Raw genomic sequence first — 23,821 nt, 5'->3', positions numbered from 1 at the left:
GATTTTCTCTATTTCATGTCATATATGGATACACTGACAAGAAAACTGGTATCTGTAGTTATATATTGTAGATCACCTTCATGTTTTTCTACGATTTCCCGAACATTTTTCATACCGTATCCATGCAGTCCGTTTTCTTCTTTCTGCGACCGGAGCTGTCCATTTTCCACTTTCACTGCTTCCTCTGCACTGTTCTCAATCTCCACGTAAAAAAGCCGGTTCCGTCTTATAAATTTCACATGGATCCATGGATTTTCCGAAGTCACTTTCTGCGTTGCCTCCAGTGCATTATCCAGAAGATTCCCAAATAGCGTGATGATCTCCCAGTCCGTAAACGGCAATTTTGTAAATACTTCCGTCTGGATCGTCATCTGTACACCGGAGTCTTTCGCATCCTGCATCTTCTGGTTCAGAATCATATCCAGCATCTGGTTTCCTGTCCACACCTGATAATTATGCACCAGTATCGCATCACTTAATTTTTCCAGATATTCGTGAATCCCATCCCAGTCTCTTTCCTGTTCATAACGCCTTAGCGCCAACAGATGATTCTTCATGTCATGGACAACCTGCCGGCTCTTTAACATTCCTTTGAACCGCTCTTCCAACACATTTACCTTAAGTTCCAGTACTTCCTGTTCTTTCTGCTCCAGCTTTTTCTGGCTGGAAAGATTCATATACTCCAAACTTTCTGTCATCCTACATGCAAAATACTGGACACCTTTGACCACAAGCCACGTATTCAGGTAAATGAACATGGACATCGGAATATAAAACTGCTCATCTGCTCCCTGATAATCTGCATATTCAAGGAAGAACACCCACGTCATCGCGATAACCCAAAACAGTCCCTGATGATCTCGGTACGGAATCTGGTTCATATTCCGGTATAAAAGAAGCAGATCCACTACCTGCGCCACAAAAAAACTCATCAGATAAACAAGGACCAGGATTGCCATCTTCTGTTCATAAATCCCCAGATTTTTCCCCGGATAATATGTCTTGTTAAACGCTTCTATATAGTCGTTTCTTGTAAGCGCCCGAAAAATATACCGGTGCAGAGAACAATGCTGGTTGCCATACTTAAGCCACGGGAAGAAATAAAAAATCTGCATCAGTCCGCAGAATATAATATTTATCAGTTGGACACTTGTCCATTTTCTTTCTCTTCCCATTAGTTTTTTCTCCAGTACGCAGTTACTTTTTGTTTCACTTCCCAAATCAGTTCTCTTCCGGCTCCGATTACATCCCCATTATCTAATTGCACCGACTCTGCTGAAATACCCGCAATGTGTTCAATATTTACAAGACAACTTCGTCCGACCATGATAAATGCATCTGTCCCCAGTTGTTCCTGTATATGAAATAAAGGCATCCGCTCCCGGTACACTTCTTTCTTCGTTCTGTACTCCGAGTATTTCTGCCCTTTTACCTTACTCACACAGATGATGTCTTTATAAAACAACTTCTTCTCATGATCTCCAACCCACAGGAAATCCTGTTCGCTCGTTTGCTTTTCCTTCGCAATCCCCCGGAGCACATCTCCGAGTCGCTCTTTCATATCCCGCTTCAGAATATACTGATAAGCCTCCAGTATATAACTGTCTGCCGCAAATTCTGCAAAAGACGTCAGAAATACGAGATATGTTTCTATGCCGTTTCCTTTTAACTCCGCTCCCAGTTCAATTCCATTCATTCCCGGAAGGTCAATGTCAGAGATTACAACGTCCGGATACGCTGTTTCTTTCTTCACTTCAAGTGCTTTAAGGAACCTCTCTGCGTCCTCGTATTTTTCTATATAAACTTCCGTCTCACCGGACAGTTCCTGTATGACAAGCTCGCCGATTCGCTCACGCGCCGGCTGTTCGTCTTCTATAATTGCTATTGTTAAATGCATATATTCCCCCATCTCCCTCTGTACACATATCCGAAGACTTTCGTCTTACTTTTATGCTTGTAGCAGGGCAGGCACTGAATGATTATTCTCTTTGTATGTGAAACCTATGTAGATGTACCATATTCACCTGCCGATATCACACATTATAGCACATCACAAAATTTTCTTATACATTTGGACATGAATCCAGGTATTTCAGGACATGAAAAAGTCCTGCCGGACAACTTTCATTGTCTGACAGAACTTCTGCATCGCATATAAAATATACAATTTTTAATTAAAAGAAGTTATTATACCGGATAACTTCCGTTCTCTGTATCAGCAGCATTCGGATCGATCTTTGTCTGCTGTGCTTCTCTGTATTTGAAGAAGTCAACAGCTACCTGCGGGAATAATGCATAAGTTAATACATCTTCATCCTGCTGGATCCACTGTGCACACTCTTTGCGGAGTGTATCTAATTCTGCCGGAATCAGATCTGCCGGACGGCATGTGATGATCTCAGCATCGTCTCCTAATACTTTCTTCTTCACTTCTTCGTTAAATGGTTTTACAGTTGCACCGTATTTACCACTTAATACGTCTTTTGTCTCTTTTGTAGCCATCTTATAACGTTCGCCCATCAGTACATTAAATACAGCCTGTGTACCTACGATCTGTGAAGACGGTGTTACAAGCGGCGGTTCACCTAAGTCTTTTCTTACTCTCGGCACTTCTTCCAGTACTTCATAGTATCTGTCTTCTGCATTCTGCTCTTTTAACTGAGATGTCAGGTTTGAAAGCATACCACCCGGTACCTGATACAGAAGAGTCTTGATATTTACACCAAGGTTCTTCGGATTCAGCAGTCCGCTGTCTAATGCATCGTCACGGATCGGGCGGAAGTAATCAGCGATCTCCGCAAGTAATTTCTGATCCAGACCTGTATCATAAGGTGTTCCTTTGAACGTCTCAACCATAACTTCTGTTGCCGGCTGTGATGTTCCCATTGCAAATGGTGACATTGCAGTATCAATGACATCTACACCTGCCTCTACTGCTTTTAAGTAAGTCATAGAAGCAACACCGGATGTATAATGTGTATGAAGCTGGATCGGAAGATCTGTAGCTTCTTTTAATGCACCGATCAGCTCTGTTGCCTTGTACGGAAGGAGCAGACCCGCCATATCTTTGATACAGATAGAATTAGCACCCATATCTTCGATTCTCTTGGCGATATCTACCCAATAATCCAGTGTATAAGCATCTCCCAGTGTATAGGAAAGCGCTACCTGTGCTTCTGCTTTTTCTTTGTTTGCTGCTGTAACGGCCGTCTGCAAGTTTCTAAGGTCATTCAAACAGTCAAAAATACGGATCACATCAATACCATTTGCAACTGATTTCTGTACGAAATACTCTACTACATCATCTGCATACGGACGATATCCTAAGATATTCTGTCCACGGAACAGCATCTGTAATTTTGTATTCTTAAATCCGTCACGGAATTTACGAAGTCTCTCCCATGGATCTTCTTTCAGGAAACGTAAAGATGCGTCAAATGTTGCACCACCCCAGCACTCTACAGAATGATAGCCAACCTTGTCCATCTTATCGATGATCGGAAGCATCTGTTCTGTTGTCATACGAGTGGCAATCAGAGACTGGTGTGCGTCACGCAGAATTGTCTCTGTTATTTTAATTGGTTTTTTTTCAATTTCTGCCATTATTTCTTCCTCCATATAATCAGTATTCAATCGTTATCATACGAAATATCCGGTTCTTAAACTCCGAAGATCGCCATAAATGTTCCGGCTGCAACTGCTGTACCGATAACTCCGGCAACGTTCGGTCCCATTGCATGCATCAGAAGGAAGTTCGTAGGATCTGCCTCTGCTCCAACCTTCTGGGATACTCTGGCTGCCATTGGAACGGCGGATACTCCGGCTGATCCGATCAGCGGATTAACTTTTCCCCTGGTAACTTTGCACATGATCTTACCGAATAATACTCCGGCTGCTGTACCAAACATAAATGCAATCAGTCCAAGGATAACGATGAAAATAGTCTGTTTGTTCAAAAATGCTTCCGCACTTGTTGTTGCTCCGACAGATGTACCAAGTAAGATAACTACGATATACATCAGTGCATTGGAAGCGGTCTCTGTCAACTGTCTTACAACACCTGATTCACGGAAGAGGTTTCCGAGCATCAGCATACCTACCAGCGGTGCTGTTGTAGGAAGGATCACACAAACAACGATTGTAACGATGACCGGGAACAGGATTCTCTCCAGTTTGGATACCGGTCTTAACTGCTCCATCTTGATCTTACGTTCTTCTTCTGTTGTTAAAAGCTTCATGATCGGCGGCTGAATGATCGGGACAAGCGCCATGTACGAATACGCCGCCACTGCGATCGGTCCCATAATTGCTGTCTGCTGTAACTTTCCGGCAAGGAAGATGGAAGTCGGTCCATCCGCCCCACCGATGATGGATACAGCCGCGGCCGCTTTATCAGAGAATCCGAATGCCATCGCTCCAAGGTAAGCTGCGAAAATACCAAACTGTGCTGCAGCACCTAAGAGGAAACTCTTCGGATTCGCGATCAATGGTCCAAAGTCTGTCATTGCTCCAACTCCAAGGAAAATCAGAGACGGCAGGATTGCCCATTCATCTAATTTAAAGAAATAATACAGAAGTCCGCCCGTTCCATTTGCCGAATCTTCTGCATGCAGCATAATATCCGGATAGATATTAACAAGCAGCATACCGAATGCGATCGGCACAAGGAGCAAAGGTTCAAACCCCCGCGCGATTGCCAGATACAGGAAAAAACATGCTACAGCAATCATGATCAAATTGCCCCATGTGAGACTGAAAAAAGCTGTCTGATGCACGAGGTTTCCCAATGTTGATGTTATATATTCCATTTCTTAACCTCCAGTCGTATTCATTCCATAAGGAATCAGTTTCACATTAGTTTAATGTAGCTAAAACTGCACCGGATTCGATTGCGTCTCCAACTGCTACGTTAATGCTTGCAACTGTTCCGTCTTCCGGAGCTACTACTGGAATCTCCATCTTCATTGCTTCAATGATGATAACTGCATCACCTTTCTTCACGCTCTGTCCGACACTTGCTTCCAGCTTAAATACTTTTCCGGCTGCTCCTGCTTTTACTTCAATGCTTCCGGCGTTTCTAGCCGCAGGTGCTGCTGCTTTCGGCGCTGTCTTAGGAGCTGCCTTAGGCGCTGCTGCTCTTGGTGCTGCTGCAGGTGCTGTGCCTGCGCCGTTCTCTTCAACAGTTACATCATATACATTTCCGTTTACTGTAATTGTATAATTTTTCATGATTCAATCCTCCTAAATTCTCTATGCGTTCCATTTATTAGACGGACGGCGTCTGATGCTTCTTACTACAAATCCATCTGTGCCTGTTCCTTCATATTCTGCAATAGCCGCTGCAATAACCGCTACCAGCTCTGTATCATCCGTAACATCTTCTGCCTCAGCAGATGCGCTCTGTGTTGCCTCTTCTACTACAACAGCCTCAGCTTCTTTTGCCGATTTCTTTCCTCTGTTCTTCCATGCTTCTTCCAGCGCAGGGATGAATCTGAAAAGAGAAATGATCAGGGAGATAAAGATCAGCACAACGAATACCGTTCCCATTCCAAGTACGGTATTCAGGCCGGCTTTTTCCAGGACTTCACCCATGGAATATTTTCCGTCAACTGTCATACTCTCCAGTTTTAATTTCTGGTTATATACAAATGTCAATGTGGCATCTCTGTCTTTGAATTTTGCCGCTGTTGTAACCTTAAGTTCGTCTTTGGAAGCTTCATATTTGAAATCTCCATGACTTACATATGCTCCACACTCTTTGATTCCAGACTGCCAGCTTTCCAGTGCACTGGTAAATCCGTCTGCTGTATACGGAAGTCCTGACTGCATCAGCTGATATTCCAGATTAAAGTCGTCCATATCTTCCCACTGCTGAATCGTCGCATCATCTGCACTCTGGCAATAGTTGATCAGAAACTCTGTTGATTCTTTAATAGAAGATTTGTCATACTTCAATTCATTGCCTGAATTGGAACAACCGGTAAAGCATAATACAGCTACAAGCATACAAATTATTAAGCTAATTTTTTTCTTCACTTTGCCTCACCTCTCTAAATTGTTCCGTGTTTTTTCATCGGACGATCCTCTCTCTTGGTAAATAACATCTCAAATGCGCCAATGATGTATTTTCTTGTATCTTCCGGATTGATGATCGTATCCACATATCCTCTTCTTGCTGCTGCATCCGGGCTTGTCTGAAGCTTTGCATAAGCAGCTGCTTTCTCATTAATTGTCTCAGCATCTGTATCTGCATACATGATTTTGGCAGCCAGCTTCGCATCCATCATACCGATCTCTGCCTGTGGCCACGCATATACCATATCTGCTCCGACAGATTTGCTGTTCATTGCTACATAAGCACTTCCAAAAGCTTTGCCGATCACGACATTTACTTTTGCTACAGTTGCCTCTGTAAATGCATAAGTCAGTCGTGCTGCCGCTTTTGCAAGATGTGTCTCATCGTATGCACTTGCTGCAAATCCGGATACATTCGTAAGAGTCAGCACCGGAATTCCAAATGCATCACAGAAACGCACAAAATCTGCTGCTTTATCTGCTCCGTCAGCAGTTAAAGATCCGTCAAATTCTGCTACAACTTCTGCTTCTTCATTATATACTTTTGAACGATTGGCAACGGCGCCAACAGTCAGTCCGTTTAATTTGATGAATCCTGTTACCATATCTTTCGCAAAATCACGTTTTGTCTCAAAGAAAATATGGTCATCAGAAATCTCTGCAAGTGCGATTGCAGTATCTTCTGCTGCATTCGCCAGATCTGCACATACACGGTTCAGATCATCCTCGCATGCCTCATAGGAAGCATCATCTTCGTTGTTAGAAGGTAACATGCATACGAGAGAACGGATATCTGCAAGAATCTCTTCTTCTGTTTCTGCAACATCTACCAGACCGGCTTTCTCGCTCTGGAATTTTGCAGATGATGTATCACATCTGGAAATCTCATTTCCTGCAACTGCGTTCGGAGAGTTTACGAAAAGCTTTCCTTTCTCTGCTTCCATAAATGTAAAATCAGAAAGAGCCGGAACTACGGAAAGTCCTCCTCCGCATGTTCCAAAGATTGCTGTAATCTGCGGAATCACGCCGGATGCAAGTGCCTGTTTTGTATATAACTTACCAAAAGCATCCAGTGCATCGGTTGCCTCTTGAAGTCTCAGTCCCGCACAGTCGATCATTCCGATCACCGGCGCTCCCATCTTCATTGCCATATCATAGATGTTTGCAATTTTCTTCGCATGCATCTCGCCGATCGCACCGTTTAATACGGATGCATCCTGGCTGTACACATACACTAAATTACCGTCTACTACTCCATATCCGGTCACCACACCGTCTGCCGGAGTTTCTTTGTCCTGCATGTTGAAATCTGTTGTTCTTGCTGTTACAGCGCCACCGATCTCAACAAAGCTTCCTGCATCAAGAATCGATAAAATACGATTACCTGCTGCATTTTCTGTTGCCATGTTGCCCATAGTCCAGCCCTCCATTTTCCTTATTTTAAGGTTTATACTTCTTGGAAAAGTAAAACCAAATTTTAGCCAATTATATTATATCTTTTCCGACATCAATCTGCAAGTATTTTCCTTTATTTTTGTTAAAATCTTATCAACTTTTTATAGTTATAGGTTTTTATGCACAAACATGTTGTTTCCTATTAATAATATGCATAATTATAAACTTTTATATTGCATTTTTCCTCGTCGCCATAATAAATAAACAGGACACGGAAAGCAATTGCATTGCTTCTCCATGTCCTGTTCTTTAATAATATCTTAAAATTTCTTTACTTTCTTGCGCCTCATATTCGTACAGCGTTCCAATAAAAATGCTCTCAGCTCATCAATACTTCCTTGTTCCAGCGCATCCTTCGGGAAGCCGCACATTGCTCTCGGTGATCCTTTGCTGTCCGGTTCTGTCTTCACAACAACCGCAAATGCATCTTCCGATTCCAGTAATTTAACGACATTCGCATACTGAAAGGATCTTGTCTTCATTTCCATTACACTGTCAAAATGATCGTCGTAAAAATCCAGCTCAGTCGATACAGTTCCACCGTTCAGTTTATTTCTTCTAAGGAACTGGTCTTCCGCATCTCCGATTGCTGTAGCATCCAGAGCCTTTCTCCAGATTGTACGGTTAAATGTAATACCAACTACAAAAGCTGCAATCCACCAGATTATATACCGTACAACAAACTTTGTCATATCATTGCCAGGATTTCCAAATTTCATAACAAAATAAAAAATCAGGATTCCAAGGAAAAATACTACAAATTTAAGCGTAATATCACTCTCATCCATTCGGAACAGCTTACAGATCTTCTGCAATGTATTCTGAGATTCCTTATACTTCACACAATAACGTCCTGCCATAAATCTTCCCCATCTTTCTTCTATTATCATTTTGTAAAACATATCCGTTTCATTATATATGTTCAGATACTAACATTCAAGCATTTTACGTTTTTTTTATATTCCCCGTTAATTTTCTGACAATTATGCATTTTGCATTACCAAATGGGTGTTTTTTTATCCTTTTTATGGCATATTTATGTCAAAAAAACGACAAAAAATGAAAAACTTAACATTTTCTTAAATTAATTGGTTGTACTTTAGTCTAAGTTATGCTATCATATAGGACATTGAGAGCGCAAAATTTAGAACTTATGTCTCTACATTTTGTACATCATGAAAAATTTCATATTGGAGGGTGAAACTCATGGAAAACACTAAGAAAAAATTTCCATTTGGCTTCTATGTATGCTGCCTCTCTTTCACATTCGAAAGACTTGCATACTATGCTGCTAAGTGGGGACTGTCGATCTTTATCGTAGTCGCTGCAGCAAAGGGTGGTCTTGGATTAGACAAATCCGTAGGTGCTGCAATGAGTTCTAACCTGGTAGCGTTTACTTATATCACACCAGTTATTGGTGGATATATCGCTGACCGCTGGATTAGTCCTCGTCTTCTTGTACCAGTTGGAGAGATTCTTATGGGACTCGGATACCTGTGTGCATGGAAAGCTAACGGAGTTGGAATGCTTTGGGTAATGATCGTCCTGATTGCTATCGGAACTGGATTCTTCAAAGGAAACGTTTCTGGTATCAACGGACGTCTGTTCCCATCATCTGATGAGGATGAACTGGATACTGCATTCAGTCTTCAGTACTCATTCGTTAACATCGGATCATTCATCGGAACAACTTTCCTGTCACTGGTCGGTACTAACGTTGGATATCGTGAGATGTTCCTCGTTTGCGGAATCTTCATGTTCATCGACTGTGCATGGTGGTTATTCGGAATGAGATTCTTCGGCGATGCTGGTAAGAAACCATTCCTGGTTGACAACCGTACAGAAAATGTTGAGAAAGCTGACAAAGAGAAAGACAACGCTCCACTTACCAAACTTGAGAGAAACCGTGTTATCGCTATTCTGATCGTAACATTATTCTCTGGAGTCTTCTGGCTGATCTGGTACATGGCATACATGCCAGTTTACTATGAATTCGGTCCAGCTTCTCAGGGAGGACAAGGATGGGCTAACTGGAACATCGGTTCCTTCGAGATGCCTACTGCATGGTTCGACTCTATGAACGGTCTGCTTTGTATCATCCTTTGCCCTGTATTTGCAGGAATCTGGGCTAAGATGAGACAGCGTCCACAGGGAGACTGGGGAATGTTCACAAAGACAGCTTTAGGAATCATCGTACTTGGTCTTTGTACAGCATCCATGGTACTTGCAGCAGTTCTTTCAGGACAGAGCTCTGAGCATCCGGTTGGTATCTGGGTAATCATTCTGACAGCCGTTTGTATGACTGTTGGTGAAGTTATTTTCTCACCACTTGGAAACGCTTTCATCAGCAAGTATTCTCCGAAGAAACTTCTCGGAACAATGCTTGGTGTATGGCCACTGATCATCTTCTTCTCTGGTAAAGCTTACGGACCACTTTATAACTGGCTCGGAAACTTCGACTTCGTTAAAGCTTATGGTACAGTAACAGCTATCATCATCGCTTGCGGAGTTATCATGTTAGCATTTACTAAGAAGTTCGACAGAATGGTTGAAGGCGAATAATTCAAACTGAATATCGTACATAAAAAGAGTTGTCTACTAACTTCGGTTAGTACGACAACTCTTTTTGTTATAGCAATACACAATAAATGGGAACCAGCACTTGTCTGATTCCCATTTATAACTTACTTCTTCTTATGATTCTTTTTTGACTGCGTATAAGTCATCTTCGTCTGGCTGACACTTCCTCTGGATGTGATCTTCTTGGAAGTCCGTTTCTCTTTCTGGTCTTCAAAAGCAGGTTTTAATAAAACTTCTGCTCCGATTACAAAACATGCTGCCTGCACTGCAAGCTGTATGTTATCGGCCCAGCTTCCCATCTGTGCAAATACTGGATCCAATACCCTCGCACCTGCCAGAATGATAAGACTTAATCCCGCATATGCAAACAATGCATAGATACGCATTGTCTTACCGGAGCCTTCATTCTTCTTCATAAAAGAATATCCAGCAAGGAAAATCAGGCCACCGGCAACTACTAATAAATACTTTACCATGTTCTCTCCTCCGTCTTGTACCCTTTCTTCTATTGATTCCTGCGTATACCGCTCTGACATCTTACAAATTTATAAGTCTATATTTCTTCGTATACCGCTCTGTCTATTATACGCTAAAACATCCCGGCTTTCAATCAATGATAATAAAAGATCTATAAAATGATCTATAAAATTTCAGAAACAGGTTTGTACTTTAGTCTAATAAGTGTTAAAATATAGACAGATTTAAATACTAAGGAGGATTTTCAAATGAAAGTATCAGAAAGAATCGCAAAACTGCGTGCTCTGATGGCTGAAAAAGGAATTGATGCCTATGTCGTTCCAACAGCCGATTTCCACCAGAGTGAATATGTAGGAGAACATTTCAAAGCCAGAAAATACATCACCGGCTTTAGTGGTTCTTACGGAACTGCTGTTATATGCCAGGATGATGCAGGTCTTTGGACAGACGGACGTTATTTCTTCCAGGCTACAAACGAACTGGAAGGCAGTGGAGTCCGCCTTATGAAAATGTTCGTTGGGGATACTCCATCTGTTACAGAATATCTGGCAGACAAGATTCCGGAAGGCGGAAAGGTTGGATTTGACGGACGTGTTCTTTCCATGGATGAAGGAAAAGAATATGAAGATGCTCTTTCACCGAAGAATATTTCTATTGATTACGAAGAAGATCTGATCGACCAGATCTGGGAAGACAGACCGCCGCTTTCTGACAAACCAGCATTCTTCCTTGAGGAGAAATATTCCGGCGAAAGCTCAGCACACAAACTGGAGCGTGTCCGCAAAGTCATGAAAGACAATGGTGCAACAGTACATATTATCGCATCTCTGGATGATACGGGCTGGCTGTTAAATGTCCGTGGTGATGATATTGATTTCTTCCCATTACTGCTCTCTTACTCTATCGTAAGAATGGACGGTGTAGATCTCTATGTTGACGAGACGAAGTTAAATGACCGTATTCTGGAAGAGTTCAAGAAAGTAAATGTTACACTTCATCCGTACAATGACATTTACGAAGACATTAAAAAACTGGATGCTTCCGAGACTGCCCTCATCGATCCGATGAAGATGAACTACGCACTTTACAAGAACATTCCTTGCAAGATCGTAGAAGCTGCCAACCCGACAATTCTTATGAAAGCTATGAAGAATGATGTTGAGCTGGAGAACATCAAAGAAGCGCATATCAAAGATGGTATTGCGATTACAAAATTCATGTACTGGATCAAGACTCGTTACGACAAAGAAGATATTACAGAGTTAAGCTCTGCTGACAAGCTGACAAGCTTAAGAGCGGCTCAGGAAGGATATATCCGCGACAGTTTTGAACCTCTGTGCGCATTTGCAGATCATGCAGCTATGATGCATTATTCTCCGAGTAAAGAGACAGACGTTGTATTAAAAGAAGGCGCAATGTTCCTGAATGATACAGGCGGCGGATACTATGAAGGATCTACAGATATTACACGTACTTTCATCCTTGGTTCTATCGATCAGGATATGAAGAAATATTTTACAGCCGTTGTACGTGCTATGATGAACCTGTCCCGTGCGAACTTCCTCTATGGATGCCACGGTTACAACCTGGATGTCCTCGTAAGACAGCCGATCTGGGATCTGAACATTGACTTCCAGTGCGGTTCCGGACATGGCGTCGGATACCTTGGAAATGTTCACGAGCCACCGACAGGCTTCCGCTGGTATGTTGTTCCAAGCAAGAACGAGCATCATCAGTTAGAAGAAGGTATGGTTATCACAGACGAGCCTGGTATTTACGAAGATGGTAAATTCGGTATCCGTATCGAAAATGAATTTATCGTAAGAAAAGGTGAACTGAACAAATATGGTCAGTTCATGCACTTCGAGACGATCACTTTCGCTCCGATCGACCTTGACGGAATTGATCCGGAAGAGATGACCAAATCTGAGAGAGAATGGCTCAACAACTACCACAAAGACGTATATGAGAAGATCGGACCGCACCTTACAGATGAGGAAAGAGAATGGCTCAAAGAATACACAAGAGCAATCTAGGCTTTGACTGCGAGGCTTCTCTGGCTACACGATTTTCTGGCTGCCAGCTAAGCTATTTGCATAGTAAAATTGCATATATTGATTGCAGGCTCCGGCGGGAATCCGCCGGAGCCTGTTTTTTGAAAATTTTCGGCTTAATTTCGAAATTTTTTAATAAGAATGTCAAATACGCGCAAAATCTTATGTTCTCTTGCAAGCAGTGCGCTCACAATCCCAAGCAGTGCTGCGAAGCCCGCAAAAAACGGATACATAAGGAAACCACTTACCGGCGCGAGAAACACCGCGACTGATATGAGTCCGGTAATGATCATTCCTATAAATGTAATAATTGATATTTTATTCATCATAAGTATTGTCCTCCCAGTATTTTTCGCATCTTCCGGCATTTCTTTTCCAAAGTTGATTTCTTCGTGTACCAACTGTCATAGCCAACGCTGATGCTCATATTTTCCGGCGTAAATATCTCATTTGCCAGTTGTTTTAATTCTTCAACTGTAACATTTTCATATTGGCGGATAATCTCTTTCACTTCATATGCAGAACTACCCTGTGTAAACACATTTTCCGCAATATACTGATTATATTCGCAAGAGTCATCCCATAGTCCCGGCTGGAATGTATGAAATCCAATCACTTCTTCTCTGTCTTTTTCGGATAAATTTTCTTTTGCTTTCTGAAGTGTCTTAGCAAAACAGATCATGGAATCTGGCAGATCTTCTTCTTCGACTGCATAATCAATTTTAAATCTGGCAAAATTTGCAAAATTTTCTATGCTGCCAAAGACATCTCCTGTCCAGCCCTTTTTATCCTTTAATTTCCATTGTAACTTTGCTCCATCTCCATTTACGAATATGTTCATCAGCATATCCACAGCAAACGGATTACATTCCCGTAAAATATCAAAGGATTCCTATAATTTTATTATAGCTGGAATATACAGGTTGTACAACCGGAGAATCATATCTCATACCAGAACATATAATCACAGCCTCTGACTGCTATATACCGATTCCCAACAAATTGAATTTCACACCAGCTAAGCTCTGAATCTTTCAAAGTAATTTCCCGCTCACATGTTTCTTTTTCGAGAGAATAAATGTATACTTTTGAGGTCTTCCCCGGTATCACATAAGCGCATCGCTTCCCATCCTCGGAAAATGCAAGCAAATCATTTATTTCGGTCAGTTTTCTAAAGCTATCCATTTTTCTGCTATCTTCTAATTTTATCAGATACGATTTCCAAGCCGGCGCAAAACATCCACGAAACCAATTTTTTTCTTTTCTGTCAAATGCATAATCCCAAAAATCCTGATCTTGCTCCATTTCATAGCGCATGAACATTTTCCCGCTTCTAAGCCATGCCAGCTCCTCCCAGAATACTTCTCTCCTGTTTTCTTCGTATATCTTTCTATAACACAGCAAGTAATCTTTTTTTCTCTTGTTATAAAGAATCTGCAATAAATATGTATGCTCTGATTGCCAGACAACCTCTTCCCTGTAATCTTCATTTATATGAATTATCGTTAAAACAGCAGTGTCTTTTTTATCAGAATACAAGCCTGAATATACAAGTTGTTCCTGCTTATTGTATATCATATTTGTCGATTCACTTCGTACAAAATATCGTTCCTCATTCCATTTGATCCTTTTCACTAATTCTAAGGATGGTATTTTCAGCACATCAATAAATGTTGTATCTTTCCCCATCGCGAACAATGTATCTTCTACAACTAAAATCTGCGCATAATAATACTGCGGATTATCTCTTTTCAATATCTGATCAAATGATTGGTTATAAACACGGATTGAACGCGTATACAGTTCAATATAATACAAATTCTTATATTCAACAATCTGCCATGCTTTATCATTATATACAAAACTCATTGGCTTTCTCCTCTGCTTTCAGTCGGAAACTGTCTCTCTAACCTCTACTATCTTCTAAACGTTGTATCTTCTTCCCTCATGATAAATTTTACACCCACAAAGTCTTCTGCTCTGATTCCCTGATGTTTTCTGCCATCTGCAACAACATATGGCGGGCAAAATTTTCGGTCGGCATAGAGCCTTTTCCCGTTTTTCAGATAAACAAGCACTTCATACAATATATAAATCATTTCTTTTATATCATCTTTTGATACAACAATTACTTCTTCCGGCAATTCAAAACAAATATCATTTCCATTTATGATTACTTCGGCAATGAAATTGTAATCTTTGAACTTTATTATTATTACAATCATCAAATTTGCGACTATAAACCAGCCGCACAGTGCAAAAGTCGCATCTCCTCCGTACTTTACAGCCAAAACAAAAAACACAATATTTACAATAAATTATATATGTCTTTTTGACTATCTTTTTATATCTCCTTAAATGTCCGCAAAGCCTTATTTTATAGGCTCTACGGGCATTTTGCTTTTGTGGTAAACCTCACATATCTAGGTCTATCTTCTTATATTTTCGCTATCAAGCGTGGTTAAAATCGTGGTAAATACTTCTATGCGATTAGACGCTGAACCTCTGATTTTGCGGTATCTATGGACGCATGAGCGTACCAGTTCATTGTGATACTAATGTTTGAATGTCCCATGATATACTGTAAATCTTTTGGGTTCATGTTCTTGCTTGCCAGTCTTGTGCAGAATGTATGGCGTAGAGTATGCGGTGTGATATGTGGCAAGGGATTGTCCTTGTGGTGCTTGTTATATTTCTTTACCATACGGACAAATAAGGCGTTGTAATCAATCGCAACTTTGGGCTTGCCTTTATGATTGACAAATAAGAAATTGCTCTGTCCGTCTATCACAAATGGTTCTGCCTTTGGGCGTTTCTTCATAACCCGTTGAAATGCCTGTATTGTTTCTCTACTTAATGGCACTTGTCTTATTCCGCTTTTCGTCTTAGGCGTTTCAATATAATAGCCCTGTTCCTTGCTCTTTAGTAACTGGTGGTCGATAATTACAACTTCATTCTTGAAATCAATATCAGCTACTGTCAGTCCGCACAGTTCCGAGATACGAAGTCCAGTCTTTAACAGTATCAGCACATCATCATAATGCTTGTGATACACATTGTCTGTCTTGATAAATGAGAGTAAGGCTTGTTCCTGTTCCTCTGTCAATGCGACTTTCTCTTTGGTATCATTTTCTAGGACTTCACTTAACTTAAAATCAAAAGGGTTCTTCCTTACACAATCGTCTTGTATGGCGATATAGAATGACGCTTTTAACGAGCGTTTATGGTTGTTAATGGTGTTATAGGAAAAGCCTTTATCTTTCATGCGTAACGCCCATTCCTTAGCGTCAGAGGGTTTGATTGTATCAATGCTCCTAGCACCTAACTTGTCCTCTTTCAATAACCGCATGAGTTGTTCCCGTTGTTTCTGTGTGCTTTTCTTCACATTTGCCCTCTGTGCGTTCTGTTTGGCATAAAGTTGGCAAAGCGTCATTTTCTTGCCTGTGCTGTCGATACCGTCCTCAATATCCCGTCTTATCTGCTGTTCCAGTTCACGAAGTGAGGGTTTTTCCCGTTTTTCCTTTGGTGTCGGGTCTGTGGGTGTCAATCTCCAAGCATACACATATTTTGTGTTTCCAAATGCGTCTACATATTTATATAAGTATTTTCCGTCTGTTCGTTGGCTCTCTCCAGTATGCAGGATACGACCTTTGTTATCCCGTCTTTTTTCTTTCATGGTGTCTGCTCCTTTCCTTGTTGGAAAGAGCCTTGATATGACTTGTGTTCATCATAACACATACAAGGCTCATTTGCATTAGATTGCGTCCAATTTGTCGATAACCTGTTCAAACTGTCGGCGTTTAATCTGTATGCGGTTGCCATTCATAATGAGCCAGCCAGCGTCCTTGTTTTCCTCTGCCAATCGTCTTAACTTGTTTTCTCCGATACGGAAATACTTTGACGCTTCTTCAATGGTAAGGGTATATTTTTCCCATACGGGAATATCCTGTGCATTACTCATAAAACACCCCCTCACTTTCGATTACATCTGCTATATCCGTACACATCTGTTCTACAAGCATTTCCTGTTTTTCGGAAAGGTGGGTACATTCATCAATCATTTTCATGTAGTTTGAGCCTGTCAGCCTGTCGATTTCCTCTATCATCACGATTGACGGCATGACCTGTCTTTCCAGCCATTGCAGAGTGCGTTCCATATTGACAGGTACGGGGTTCATTTCAAAAGGTAAACTGTCATGGGAAATGAATATCTCCCACAGCGGATAATCGGGAAATTGCACAAAATCAGTAATAAGGTAAAACACCAACCCATGAGGGTTATATGTCAATAACAATTCCTCAACTGCCTGTACTGCCTTTTTATCACGCAGACGAATTTCAAAACGGTTGATAATATCCGTATGTTTCTTTTTGGTTGCCTGTTCCTTTTGTTTTTCATACAGGCAGAAATATTTTGTGCTTGCCTTTGAGCCGATATAAAGGGTACTTGCTAAATTACGGTTTTTTCCGCTTAGTTTTCCACCTTGTACATTTTCATAGTTTTTACAGCGACAATCCGCACCGCCATTTTTGTATTTTTCAGACAAAACGGGAATATCCAGCAGACCGCACATATCATTGATTGCCAAGTCAAAACGTCGGATAACACCGCCACAGTCAAGACAGCGGTTTAAAAATGAATACCAATCCCTGTTCTGTGCCTGTAAGACATATTCCATGTTGCGTGAGCCTGCCCCTTTTAATTCTAAAAATACACCCATGTGTTCATCATCAGAAGCCATGACCTTGATTTCCCCGTAGGCATAATGCTCCTTATAGCCATAATACCCATAGTCATAATGGATAAAATAGTCCGCTTTCATGCCAAGCACCTTTCGGATAACTTCTAATGCGTCAGTCGTTGGAAAACGGACAGACAGATAATCAACGAGCAGATAAAAAGGCTTATCACAGACATAGTAATTCAGACAACGCAGGATAATGTTCTGTGTTTCTTTACTTGCGTTGGCTTTTCCGTTCTCAAAGCGGTTGATACTATATCTTGATACATGGGTAAGACTTGCAAGTTCTCCTTGTGAAAGACCGCTTGCAAGACGTTTGTTCTTCATTTCAAGTGCAAATTCTAAATTGTTCATTGTATTCCTCCAATCCCACAACAGCCTTGAAATACCTGTAAACCACTATTCAAAAGAATGTGAAATTACTATCTTCTTAAAACTTCTCATTACTACTCACAGGTTTGGGGTTGTATGGTTTTTGACTTGTCTTTTGTGAAATAGTGCCCCCCTGTTAGATAACGGGGGCACAGTCAAGGCTCGCAGGCTCGCCAGCCGACAAAGCATTTCTTCCCCTTGACACAAGGTGTCATGGCGGTAAGCCTGAGAGGCTTCCGCCACCGTGTCAGAAATACTTTGTCAGCAAGTCCTGTTTTGCCTTTTCTAACAAGTTCCATTTCAACCAATATTCATATCTACGGGTTTAATCAGATGTGGATTTCTTTTTGAATGTTTTTGTATTTCATTCTATTGTGCTTATTCACTCACAATAGCATAGTAATTCTTATATGCTTATTTGTCAATATCTTTTTTTGTCTTTACAAATCATATTAAGCATGATAGACTTATAACAGTGAAGATATAACGAGATATGGAGGGTTGTGCAATGAAAATAAGCCATTTAGGAAATAATATACAGACCATAAGAAAATTTAGGGGAATGAAACAACAGGAACTTGCGGACAAAATCGGTATCAATATGCAGAGCCTTTCCAAGATTGAAAGAGGGTTGAACTATCCTGCTTATGAAACGCTGGAAAAGATAATGGAAGTGCTGGACGTAACGCCGAATGAATTATTATCGGGAGAATGGAAGTATGTCAATCAGTCTGAAAAAGAAGTCTGTCAGTTTTTAAGAACAGAAGAACGTCTAAATGCAGAACTGAAACACGGACACTATGATAACTTCTTTGACAGCGAGGAAGAATGGCTGGAATATGAATTGGAAAAGTTACGGGAATACATTACAGACTATATCAACGGGAAAAGCATTGAAGCGTCCGACCTTTACCCAATCAAAGAATTTATCCAGCATTTGAAGTTTCAAAAATTACTAGACCGCTATGATGATTTATACAGTATGGATATGTTTGGGGAAAGCATAGAGGGACATAAATATAGGACACCTTATCAAGTCGTGAAAATGATAAATCCGAACTCAAAAGAGGATATGGAACTGTTACGGGAAGTATTAAGGAATAACCATTTTGATGATGAGGACGAGTAATCTTTTTCCTCTTGCGAGAAGATACAGCAAACAAAAAGCCCGATCAAGAGTGCAAAGCACCACCAATGGTGGCAAGCTCTTGACAGGGTTTTTTCTTTTCTGTTGTGGGTACTCAAGAGGAAAAAAGGAAAAGTGTGATGTCTCAATTTTTTTATCTTGCACGCATAAAAAGATTGAAAGAAGTGTTTGTTTCCAGTATAATGTTTTTTGTATAGAAGCAAGGATTGAATTTTTTTGAAAGAAAGGGTTGACAGTCATGTTCACACATTGTTACGCTTGCGACAGACAGACAGACAGACAGACAGACAGACAGACAAGTAAATTCTGCCCTTTTTTCAATTCTATCAATAATAAACAGAACGCACAGATTATCCAGTTATAAGGGGGAGTTTGTGCGTTTTTCTATGCAAAGAATTTATGAAAAATAAGGAGTGAACAAACTATGAAGAAAAAACAAGTCCTTGCAGTAAGTTCCGCATTGATGATTGGAACAACAACTGCACTTACAGGGCTTCCTACTCCTGTCATGGCACAGGAAAACACAGAAGTTGTGCAGGAAGCCGTTGTAGAAGAAAACAAGACAGAGCAAGTTCCTGTGGAACAGAAAACAGAAAACGCAGAAGTACAAGAGAATATAACAGACAAGGAACAGGAAGAAACTGCTGAAAATGCAGAAACTTTAAAAGAAGAAAGTACAAAACAGGAAACACCTGCAACACCAGAAAAAGAAGTGGTTACCGAAGATAAGACCGTTGAAGCAAGCAAAAATACAGAAGTAAAAGCTGGAAGCATTGCTATTGATGAAACACATTTTCCAGACAAAGTATTTAGAGAACAAATCATTGCAGAATTTGATAAAGACGGCGATAGTGTGTTATCTGTTGATGAAATATCAAAAGCCCAATTCTTAAACTTACATGGTATGAAAACGATATCTTCATTAGAGGGTATTCAATATCTAACAAATTTGCAGTCTTTAGATGTTTCTACGACTTCTGTTTCAGACTTAAGTCCGGTTAAAAACTCATCTTTAAAAAGATTAGATTGTCGTTCTTCAAAAGTAGGAAGCGTTGATTTAACACGTTATCCGAATTTGGAAGCTTTCGTTTGCGATAATACATCAATTAACAGTCTTGATGTATCTAAGAATGAAAAATTGAATACGTTATTTGCAGATAGTACCTCTATTTCCAATTTAGATGTAACAAACAATCCTAACTTAGAACAACTATCTTGTAGCAATACAGGATTAATGGAACTTGATGTCACACATAATCCGCAATTAGTCACTTTAGATATAGGAGATACAAAAGTAAAAACACTTGATATAAGTAAGAACCCTAATTTGAAACAACTATCATGTTATAGGACAAATATAGCTGAATTAGATGTAACAAAAAACACAAAACTGACACGCCTTTTTTGTCATGATACAACTATTAAAAAATTAGATTTAAGCAATAATTTAGAACTTGAAATGCTACGTTGCGGTGAAATTTTTGAACAAGGGATAAGAGGTCTTGATATAAGTAAAAACACAAAAATTAAAAAATTAATTTGCGATGATTTATACTGGTTAAATGTCGGAGAGAATAAAGTTCTTGAAAATAATCATGCTTTTGTAGGCAACGGTTATATTGATATTAAAGGGAATAAAATCGACTTAAAAAAAGATGTTGAACAAGGAATAGATATTTCAAAAGTAAAAGTTACTGCAAATGGAACTTTAGATAAAGATACAGGAATTATAACGGTAGATGATGTAAAAAAACCAGTTACTTATGAGTATGATTGCGGTACTTATAAAGATGGAAACGTTGTTTTAAAAGTAGAATTATCGTTAAACTCACAAGGAGAAGATAATACAGCACCAACTATTTCTGCAAATGATGTTACATTGAATGTAGGCGATACTTTCGACCCATTGGCAAATGTAACAGCAACAGATAAAGAGGACGGAACTATCACTTTGACAAAAGATAATATTGTTGCAAATGATGTAGATACTTCTAAGGCTGGTACTTACCATGTGACTTATAAAGTAACAGATAAAAACGGAGCTTCTGCTAAAAAAACGATTACTGTAACTGTGAAACAAAATACAGGCGACCTTAACTCTGCTCCAATCATTTCAGCAAATGATGTTACATTGAATGTAGGCGATACGTTCGACCCATTGGCAAATGTGACAGCAACAGATAAAGAGGACGGAACGATTATTTTAACAAAAGATAACATTATTGCAAATGATGTAGATACTTCTAAGGCTGGCACTTATCATGTAACTTTCCGTGTAGTAGATAAAAATGGTGCAATTACTGAAAAAACAATTACAGTTACCGTAAAAGAAAAAGTAACAAATAAACCTGTAAGTCCACAACAGCCACAGAAACCGAGCAAGCCAACTACTCCAACAAAGCCTAGCGGACAAAAGAACCCTGTAAAAACAGGTGATATGACAAACGTAGGATTGTTTACTTCTATGTTTGCTGGTTCAACCGGTGTATTAGCTGTTTTATTCGGTAAAAAACGTAAAAGAAATAAGAACAATTAACAAAATGTATAATAACAATCAATAGCGACTAATGATTTTCATGTAAAAGGACACCAAACTATACGGTGTCCTTTTCAAATTCTTACGTCATATCAAGGCTCATTCAATCGTGGTAAATTCGTGGTAAAATGAGTGCTTTCCTATATTTCAAAATGCTTGAAAGTATAGTGTTTATGCGGATAATCAAAAATCAGATATAAAATTTAATATAAATATTCCTTTTAAAATTTTCTTACCTATCCGAAGTGCTCTCGCATGTGTCCATGGATCTGACTTCGGTCCAAAAATATTTATAAGTAGCTTTTTCAGTGGTTCCAACTATTATCTCCTTATCAAAAACTTATTCTATTACCTACTTTTTGACTCAATGTCTGTTTTTCTTGTTTAAAGCTTATTTTCTTGTTCAGTTTCTTAGCTCTATTTCTATCTTTTTTAATTTGAGCTTATTTGCCATCCTGGTTTGTTGACCTAATCTAGAATTTCTTCAATTTGAGCTTAGAATACTTCCTAATTTCTTTGGCTTTATTTTGAATATTCTGGATTAAAGCTTAACTCTTAACCAGTTTCTTTGGCTTTATTTCGAATTATCTCAACTCAGACTTACTCTTGCAATTGCTCCTATCAGGTTCATTCAATATTTCGTCATTTTAGGCTTATTTCCCCACTTATTTTTATTGACCGAAAAATGAATTTTTCTAATAATAGCTTATTCATCTTCCCCGACTAATTCATTCCATATCATCTTCCGAATCTTAGAATCCTCCATATCTTTTGCACTTATTCCTCGATAATCCTTGACGGAATCGTCTGCACCATAGCTGTACAAAAGTTCTTCAATTTTTAAATATGTTTTCGGATCACTGTCTTTTCTTGCTCTCGCATGAAATAATGCATTTCTTCCCTCTTTATCATAAAAATTTACATTCGCACCATTTTCCAGCAAGATTTTCACTGTATTATAACATCCGAAACAACTTGCAATCATTAAAACCGATGTTCTTTTTTCCAAATTTACATCTGCGTGATATTTCAAAAGTAAACGAACAATTTTATTATTTCCATCAGCACAGGCACAATACAATGGCGTCATCCCCTCATCATCTAACAAATTAACTTTAGCACCTGCTTTTAAAAGCACTTTTACACTCTCAAAACTATTTTCCTGAACTGCCCAATATAGTGCCGTTGATCCCCTATATGTATCTACATTAATGTCTAAACCTCTTTGAATAAGTGCCCAAAGCAATTTGTATTCATTTCTAGCTGCCAGGTATAAGCACAAACTATTATGATCTTTCCAGTTAATTTTGCATCCTGCATTCACCAATATCTTTAACAAATCGTAGTTTTCATATATACAGGCATATTCTACAGGCGCCAGCCCATTTTTGTCTAGCCAATCAATGTCTGCACCCATATGTATTGTTTGCAGCATAAGCTTTTTGCAATTCATTTTAATGCTTCTTATTAGAAATCTGTTCAGTGTATTTTTACAAAGTTTTCTCATTTACACTCTTCCCCTTAGAATATCCATAATAAAAATCATCCTGATTGACTCGCAGTTTCTTAATCCGAAAACACCTTGGAAACCCTTTAAATCCTTGTACCTGCGAACGATATTTCTTCATCACCTGGCGAGCTTTTTTCCAGCTCCCGAAATAACCTATCACTTTAATACTTATACCATTCACATGTGTCAACTGATATACATACATAAATCATCACTCCATCTCATTAAGTCTTATCGCTTTTAATTTCATATCAGAAATACCATAAGTTTCCTGTAAATGTTTCTTCATTTCTGCTTCTAACTTTGTTTCAAAGATAATCTTCTTCTGCTTTTTATCAAAACAATAGAACTGGTTCTTCTTCCGATTTTGATACACAAAACATTGTGCATGATCTTCATAATCATGTACTTCATCCATAAATAATGGATCTCCCCAGACATTTGTATCATACATAGCAAAATCATACTTTATATCTATCTGTTGCAACACAAACCCCTTTTCTACAGTTATTTCATAAGGTTCATAATACTCAATTATAAAACCTTCTTCCCAGAAATCATTTTCTTCATTGATCTTTCTTTCGCTAACCCCAAAGCTGTCTTCTTTCCCTGCAAATCTTGGTTGCTTTTTGAATTTCTCCAGCCCTTTCTTTAACTGCTCTTCGGATGAGTACACTGCCAGGATTATCTCGTCATCATTCGCCGGATCATCGTCCCAGTAGTTAAATGATAATTCATATAACATAGATTCACCTCTTTCTCAGATAATTTTCTTACATATATAGTAACAATCCACAACTCCATTTCGTGACATATAATATTAAAGTTTTTCGAAACAGCAGGGAAATTCTGTTTCATATATTCAGAAATTGC

23 protein-coding genes are annotated in these 23,821 nt (G+C 39.5%); 4 read left to right on the top strand and 19 right to left on the bottom strand.

Annotated features, from left to right (window positions below):
- Positions 1–8 precede the first annotated feature (8 nt).
- The 8 genes from DXC04_RS01915 to DXC04_RS01880 form a co-directional block, all read right to left on the bottom strand.
- Positions 9–1,175: a sensor histidine kinase gene (locus DXC04_RS01915; protein WP_117537235.1), complete on the bottom strand. Its 1,167-nt coding sequence runs from the start codon at positions 1,173–1,175 to the stop codon at positions 9–11.
- On the bottom strand, positions 1,175–1,897 hold the full coding sequence (locus DXC04_RS01910) for a LytR/AlgR family response regulator transcription factor (RefSeq protein WP_158549887.1): 723 nt from the start codon (positions 1,895–1,897) through the stop codon (positions 1,175–1,177). The genes DXC04_RS01915 and DXC04_RS01910 overlap by 1 nt, the downstream gene beginning before the upstream one ends.
- Positions 1,898–2,187: 290 nt before the next feature.
- Positions 2,188–3,603, bottom strand: a complete 1,416-nt coding sequence (locus tag DXC04_RS01905; RefSeq protein WP_021861133.1) for an oxaloacetate decarboxylase subunit alpha — start codon at positions 3,601–3,603, stop codon at positions 2,188–2,190.
- A 56-nt stretch (positions 3,604–3,659) separates the two neighbouring features.
- Complete coding sequence (locus DXC04_RS01900) at positions 3,660–4,808, bottom strand: sodium ion-translocating decarboxylase subunit beta (RefSeq protein WP_117537237.1); 1,149 nt, start codon at positions 4,806–4,808, stop codon at positions 3,660–3,662.
- Positions 4,809–4,854: 46 nt separating this feature from the next.
- Complete coding sequence (locus tag DXC04_RS01895) at positions 4,855–5,229, bottom strand: biotin/lipoyl-containing protein (protein ID WP_118659706.1); 375 nt, start codon at positions 5,227–5,229, stop codon at positions 4,855–4,857.
- A gap of 21 nt (positions 5,230–5,250) precedes the next feature.
- Entirely contained in the window at positions 5,251–6,036 is a 786-nt protein-coding gene (locus tag DXC04_RS01890; RefSeq protein ID WP_242992892.1) for an OadG family transporter subunit, read from the bottom strand.
- A 14-nt stretch (positions 6,037–6,050) separates the two neighbouring features.
- The gene (locus DXC04_RS01885; protein WP_117537240.1) at positions 6,051–7,490 is read right to left on the bottom strand and encodes an acyl-CoA carboxylase subunit beta; all 1,440 of its coding nucleotides are present in this window, start codon (positions 7,488–7,490) and stop codon (positions 6,051–6,053) included.
- Between the two features lie 300 nt (positions 7,491–7,790).
- Positions 7,791–8,432 carry a hypothetical protein gene (locus DXC04_RS01880; protein WP_199692515.1) on the bottom strand — a complete coding sequence of 214 codons (642 nt, stop codon included), beginning with the start codon at positions 8,430–8,432 and terminating at the stop codon, positions 7,791–7,793.
- A gap of 304 nt (positions 8,433–8,736) precedes the next feature.
- Here DXC04_RS01880 and DXC04_RS01875 point away from each other — a divergent pair, with 304 nt between their 5' ends.
- Entirely contained in the window at positions 8,737–10,092 is a 1,356-nt protein-coding gene (locus DXC04_RS01875) for a peptide MFS transporter (RefSeq protein WP_117537242.1), read from the top strand.
- A 122-nt stretch (positions 10,093–10,214) separates the two neighbouring features.
- On the opposite strand, the gene DXC04_RS01870 is transcribed toward DXC04_RS01875, so the two are convergent.
- Positions 10,215–10,586, bottom strand: coding sequence for a hypothetical protein (locus DXC04_RS01870; protein ID WP_117537243.1), 372 nt, complete (start codon positions 10,584–10,586; stop codon positions 10,215–10,217).
- Positions 10,587–10,835: 249 nt separating this feature from the next.
- Here DXC04_RS01870 and DXC04_RS01865 point away from each other — a divergent pair, with 249 nt between their 5' ends.
- A complete protein-coding gene (locus DXC04_RS01865) occupies positions 10,836–12,623 on the top strand; it encodes an aminopeptidase P family N-terminal domain-containing protein (RefSeq protein ID WP_117537244.1) in 1,788 nt (595 codons plus the stop codon).
- Between the two features lie 134 nt (positions 12,624–12,757).
- On the opposite strand, the gene DXC04_RS01860 is transcribed toward DXC04_RS01865, so the two are convergent.
- From DXC04_RS01860 to DXC04_RS01825, 7 genes are all read right to left on the bottom strand, one after another.
- Positions 12,758–12,970, bottom strand: coding sequence for a hypothetical protein (locus tag DXC04_RS01860; protein WP_118659704.1), 213 nt, complete (start codon positions 12,968–12,970; stop codon positions 12,758–12,760).
- Positions 12,967–13,488 carry an insulinase family protein gene (locus tag DXC04_RS01855; protein WP_158580418.1) on the bottom strand — a complete coding sequence of 174 codons (522 nt, stop codon included), beginning with the start codon at positions 13,486–13,488 and terminating at the stop codon, positions 12,967–12,969. Before DXC04_RS01855 ends, DXC04_RS01860 begins: the two co-directional genes overlap by 4 nt.
- A 92-nt stretch (positions 13,489–13,580) precedes the next feature.
- Complete coding sequence (locus DXC04_RS01850) at positions 13,581–14,510, bottom strand: hypothetical protein (protein ID WP_118659700.1); 930 nt, start codon at positions 14,508–14,510, stop codon at positions 13,581–13,583.
- Between the two features lie 47 nt (positions 14,511–14,557).
- Positions 14,558–14,866 carry a hypothetical protein gene (locus DXC04_RS01845; protein WP_158580416.1) on the bottom strand — a complete coding sequence of 103 codons (309 nt, stop codon included), beginning with the start codon at positions 14,864–14,866 and terminating at the stop codon, positions 14,558–14,560.
- A 257-nt stretch (positions 14,867–15,123) separates the two neighbouring features.
- Entirely contained in the window at positions 15,124–16,317 is a 1,194-nt protein-coding gene (locus tag DXC04_RS01835) for a site-specific integrase (RefSeq protein ID WP_118036911.1), read from the bottom strand.
- A gap of 78 nt (positions 16,318–16,395) precedes the next feature.
- Complete coding sequence (locus DXC04_RS01830; protein WP_002341493.1) at positions 16,396–16,602, bottom strand: excisionase; 207 nt, start codon at positions 16,600–16,602, stop codon at positions 16,396–16,398.
- Positions 16,595–17,737 carry an XRE family transcriptional regulator gene (locus tag DXC04_RS01825; RefSeq protein WP_004610987.1) on the bottom strand — a complete coding sequence of 381 codons (1,143 nt, stop codon included), beginning with the start codon at positions 17,735–17,737 and terminating at the stop codon, positions 16,595–16,597. Before DXC04_RS01825 ends, DXC04_RS01830 begins: the two co-directional genes overlap by 8 nt.
- 526 nt (positions 17,738–18,263) lie before the next feature.
- Here DXC04_RS01825 and DXC04_RS01820 point away from each other — a divergent pair.
- Positions 18,264–18,884 (top strand): helix-turn-helix domain-containing protein, encoded by a 621-nt coding sequence (locus DXC04_RS01820; RefSeq protein WP_009242236.1) that lies wholly within the window; start codon positions 18,264–18,266, stop codon positions 18,882–18,884.
- A 442-nt stretch (positions 18,885–19,326) separates the two neighbouring features.
- On the top strand, positions 19,327–21,438 hold the full coding sequence (locus tag DXC04_RS01815) for an immunoglobulin-like domain-containing protein (protein WP_117980959.1): 2,112 nt from the start codon (positions 19,327–19,329) through the stop codon (positions 21,436–21,438).
- 706 nt (positions 21,439–22,144) lie between these two features.
- Here the strand turns inward: DXC04_RS01815 and DXC04_RS01810 are convergent.
- From DXC04_RS01810 to DXC04_RS01800, 3 genes are read right to left on the bottom strand one after another with little or no spacing between them, the layout of a single operon-like run.
- Positions 22,145–22,873, bottom strand: a complete 729-nt coding sequence (locus DXC04_RS01810; RefSeq protein ID WP_279220481.1) for an ankyrin repeat domain-containing protein — start codon at positions 22,871–22,873, stop codon at positions 22,145–22,147.
- Positions 22,874–22,928: 55 nt separating this feature from the next.
- Positions 22,929–23,153 (bottom strand): hypothetical protein, encoded by a 225-nt coding sequence (locus DXC04_RS01805; RefSeq protein WP_118659694.1) that lies wholly within the window; start codon positions 23,151–23,153, stop codon positions 22,929–22,931.
- Positions 23,154–23,159: 6 nt separating this feature from the next.
- The gene (locus DXC04_RS01800; RefSeq protein WP_117537250.1) at positions 23,160–23,693 is read right to left on the bottom strand and encodes a hypothetical protein; all 534 of its coding nucleotides are present in this window, start codon (positions 23,691–23,693) and stop codon (positions 23,160–23,162) included.
- Between the last annotated feature and the right edge of the window lie 128 nt (positions 23,694–23,821).

It is taken from the genome of Dorea sp. OM07-5, assembly GCF_003481355.1.
Taxonomy (GTDB): Bacteria; Bacillota; Clostridia; order Lachnospirales; family Lachnospiraceae; genus Dorea_D; species Dorea_D hominis.
Note: the sequence above shows the minus strand (reverse complement) of the source record. Positions and strands in the feature narration are given on the sequence as shown.

Bases quoted from the DNA above. Each gene is read 5' to 3' on its own strand.
- DXC04_RS01915 (WP_117537235.1), bottom strand. From the start codon at position 1,175: ATGGGAAGAGAAAGAAAATGGACAAGTGTCCAACTGATAAATATTATA.
- DXC04_RS01910 (WP_158549887.1), bottom strand. From the start codon at position 1,897: ATGCATTTAACAATAGCAATTATAGAAGACGAACAGCCGGCGCGTGAG.
- DXC04_RS01905 (WP_021861133.1), bottom strand. From the start codon at position 3,603: ATGGCAGAAATTGAAAAAAAACCAATTAAAATAACAGAGACAATTCTG.
- DXC04_RS01900 (WP_117537237.1), bottom strand. From the start codon at position 4,808: ATGGAATATATAACATCAACATTGGGAAACCTCGTGCATCAGACAGCT.
- DXC04_RS01895 (WP_118659706.1), bottom strand. From the start codon at position 5,229: ATGAAAAATTATACAATTACAGTAAACGGAAATGTATATGATGTAACT.
- DXC04_RS01885 (WP_117537240.1), bottom strand. From the start codon at position 7,490: ATGGGCAACATGGCAACAGAAAATGCAGCAGGTAATCGTATTTTATCG.
- DXC04_RS01880 (WP_199692515.1), bottom strand. From the start codon at position 8,432: ATGTTTTACAAAATGATAATAGAAGAAAGATGGGGAAGATTTATGGCA.
- DXC04_RS01875 (WP_117537242.1), top strand. From the start codon at position 8,737: ATGGAAAACACTAAGAAAAAATTTCCATTTGGCTTCTATGTATGCTGC.
- DXC04_RS01870 (WP_117537243.1), bottom strand. From the start codon at position 10,586: ATGGTAAAGTATTTATTAGTAGTTGCCGGTGGCCTGATTTTCCTTGCT.
- DXC04_RS01865 (WP_117537244.1), top strand. From the start codon at position 10,836: ATGAAAGTATCAGAAAGAATCGCAAAACTGCGTGCTCTGATGGCTGAA.
- DXC04_RS01860 (WP_118659704.1), bottom strand. From the start codon at position 12,970: ATGATGAATAAAATATCAATTATTACATTTATAGGAATGATCATTACC.
- DXC04_RS01855 (WP_158580418.1), bottom strand. From the start codon at position 13,488: ATGCTGATGAACATATTCGTAAATGGAGATGGAGCAAAGTTACAATGG.
- DXC04_RS01850 (WP_118659700.1), bottom strand. From the start codon at position 14,510: ATGAGTTTTGTATATAATGATAAAGCATGGCAGATTGTTGAATATAAG.
- DXC04_RS01845 (WP_158580416.1), bottom strand. From the start codon at position 14,866: ATGATTGTAATAATAATAAAGTTCAAAGATTACAATTTCATTGCCGAA.
- DXC04_RS01835 (WP_118036911.1), bottom strand. From the start codon at position 16,317: ATGAAAGAAAAAAGACGGGATAACAAAGGTCGTATCCTGCATACTGGA.
- DXC04_RS01830 (WP_002341493.1), bottom strand. From the start codon at position 16,602: ATGAGTAATGCACAGGATATTCCCGTATGGGAAAAATATACCCTTACC.
- DXC04_RS01825 (WP_004610987.1), bottom strand. From the start codon at position 17,737: ATGAACAATTTAGAATTTGCACTTGAAATGAAGAACAAACGTCTTGCA.
- DXC04_RS01820 (WP_009242236.1), top strand. From the start codon at position 18,264: ATGAAAATAAGCCATTTAGGAAATAATATACAGACCATAAGAAAATTT.
- DXC04_RS01815 (WP_117980959.1), top strand. From the start codon at position 19,327: ATGAAGAAAAAACAAGTCCTTGCAGTAAGTTCCGCATTGATGATTGGA.
- DXC04_RS01810 (WP_279220481.1), bottom strand. From the start codon at position 22,873: ATGCTGCAAACAATACATATGGGTGCAGACATTGATTGGCTAGACAAA.
- DXC04_RS01805 (WP_118659694.1), bottom strand. From the start codon at position 23,153: ATGTATGTATATCAGTTGACACATGTGAATGGTATAAGTATTAAAGTG.
- DXC04_RS01800 (WP_117537250.1), bottom strand. From the start codon at position 23,693: ATGTTATATGAATTATCATTTAACTACTGGGACGATGATCCGGCGAAT.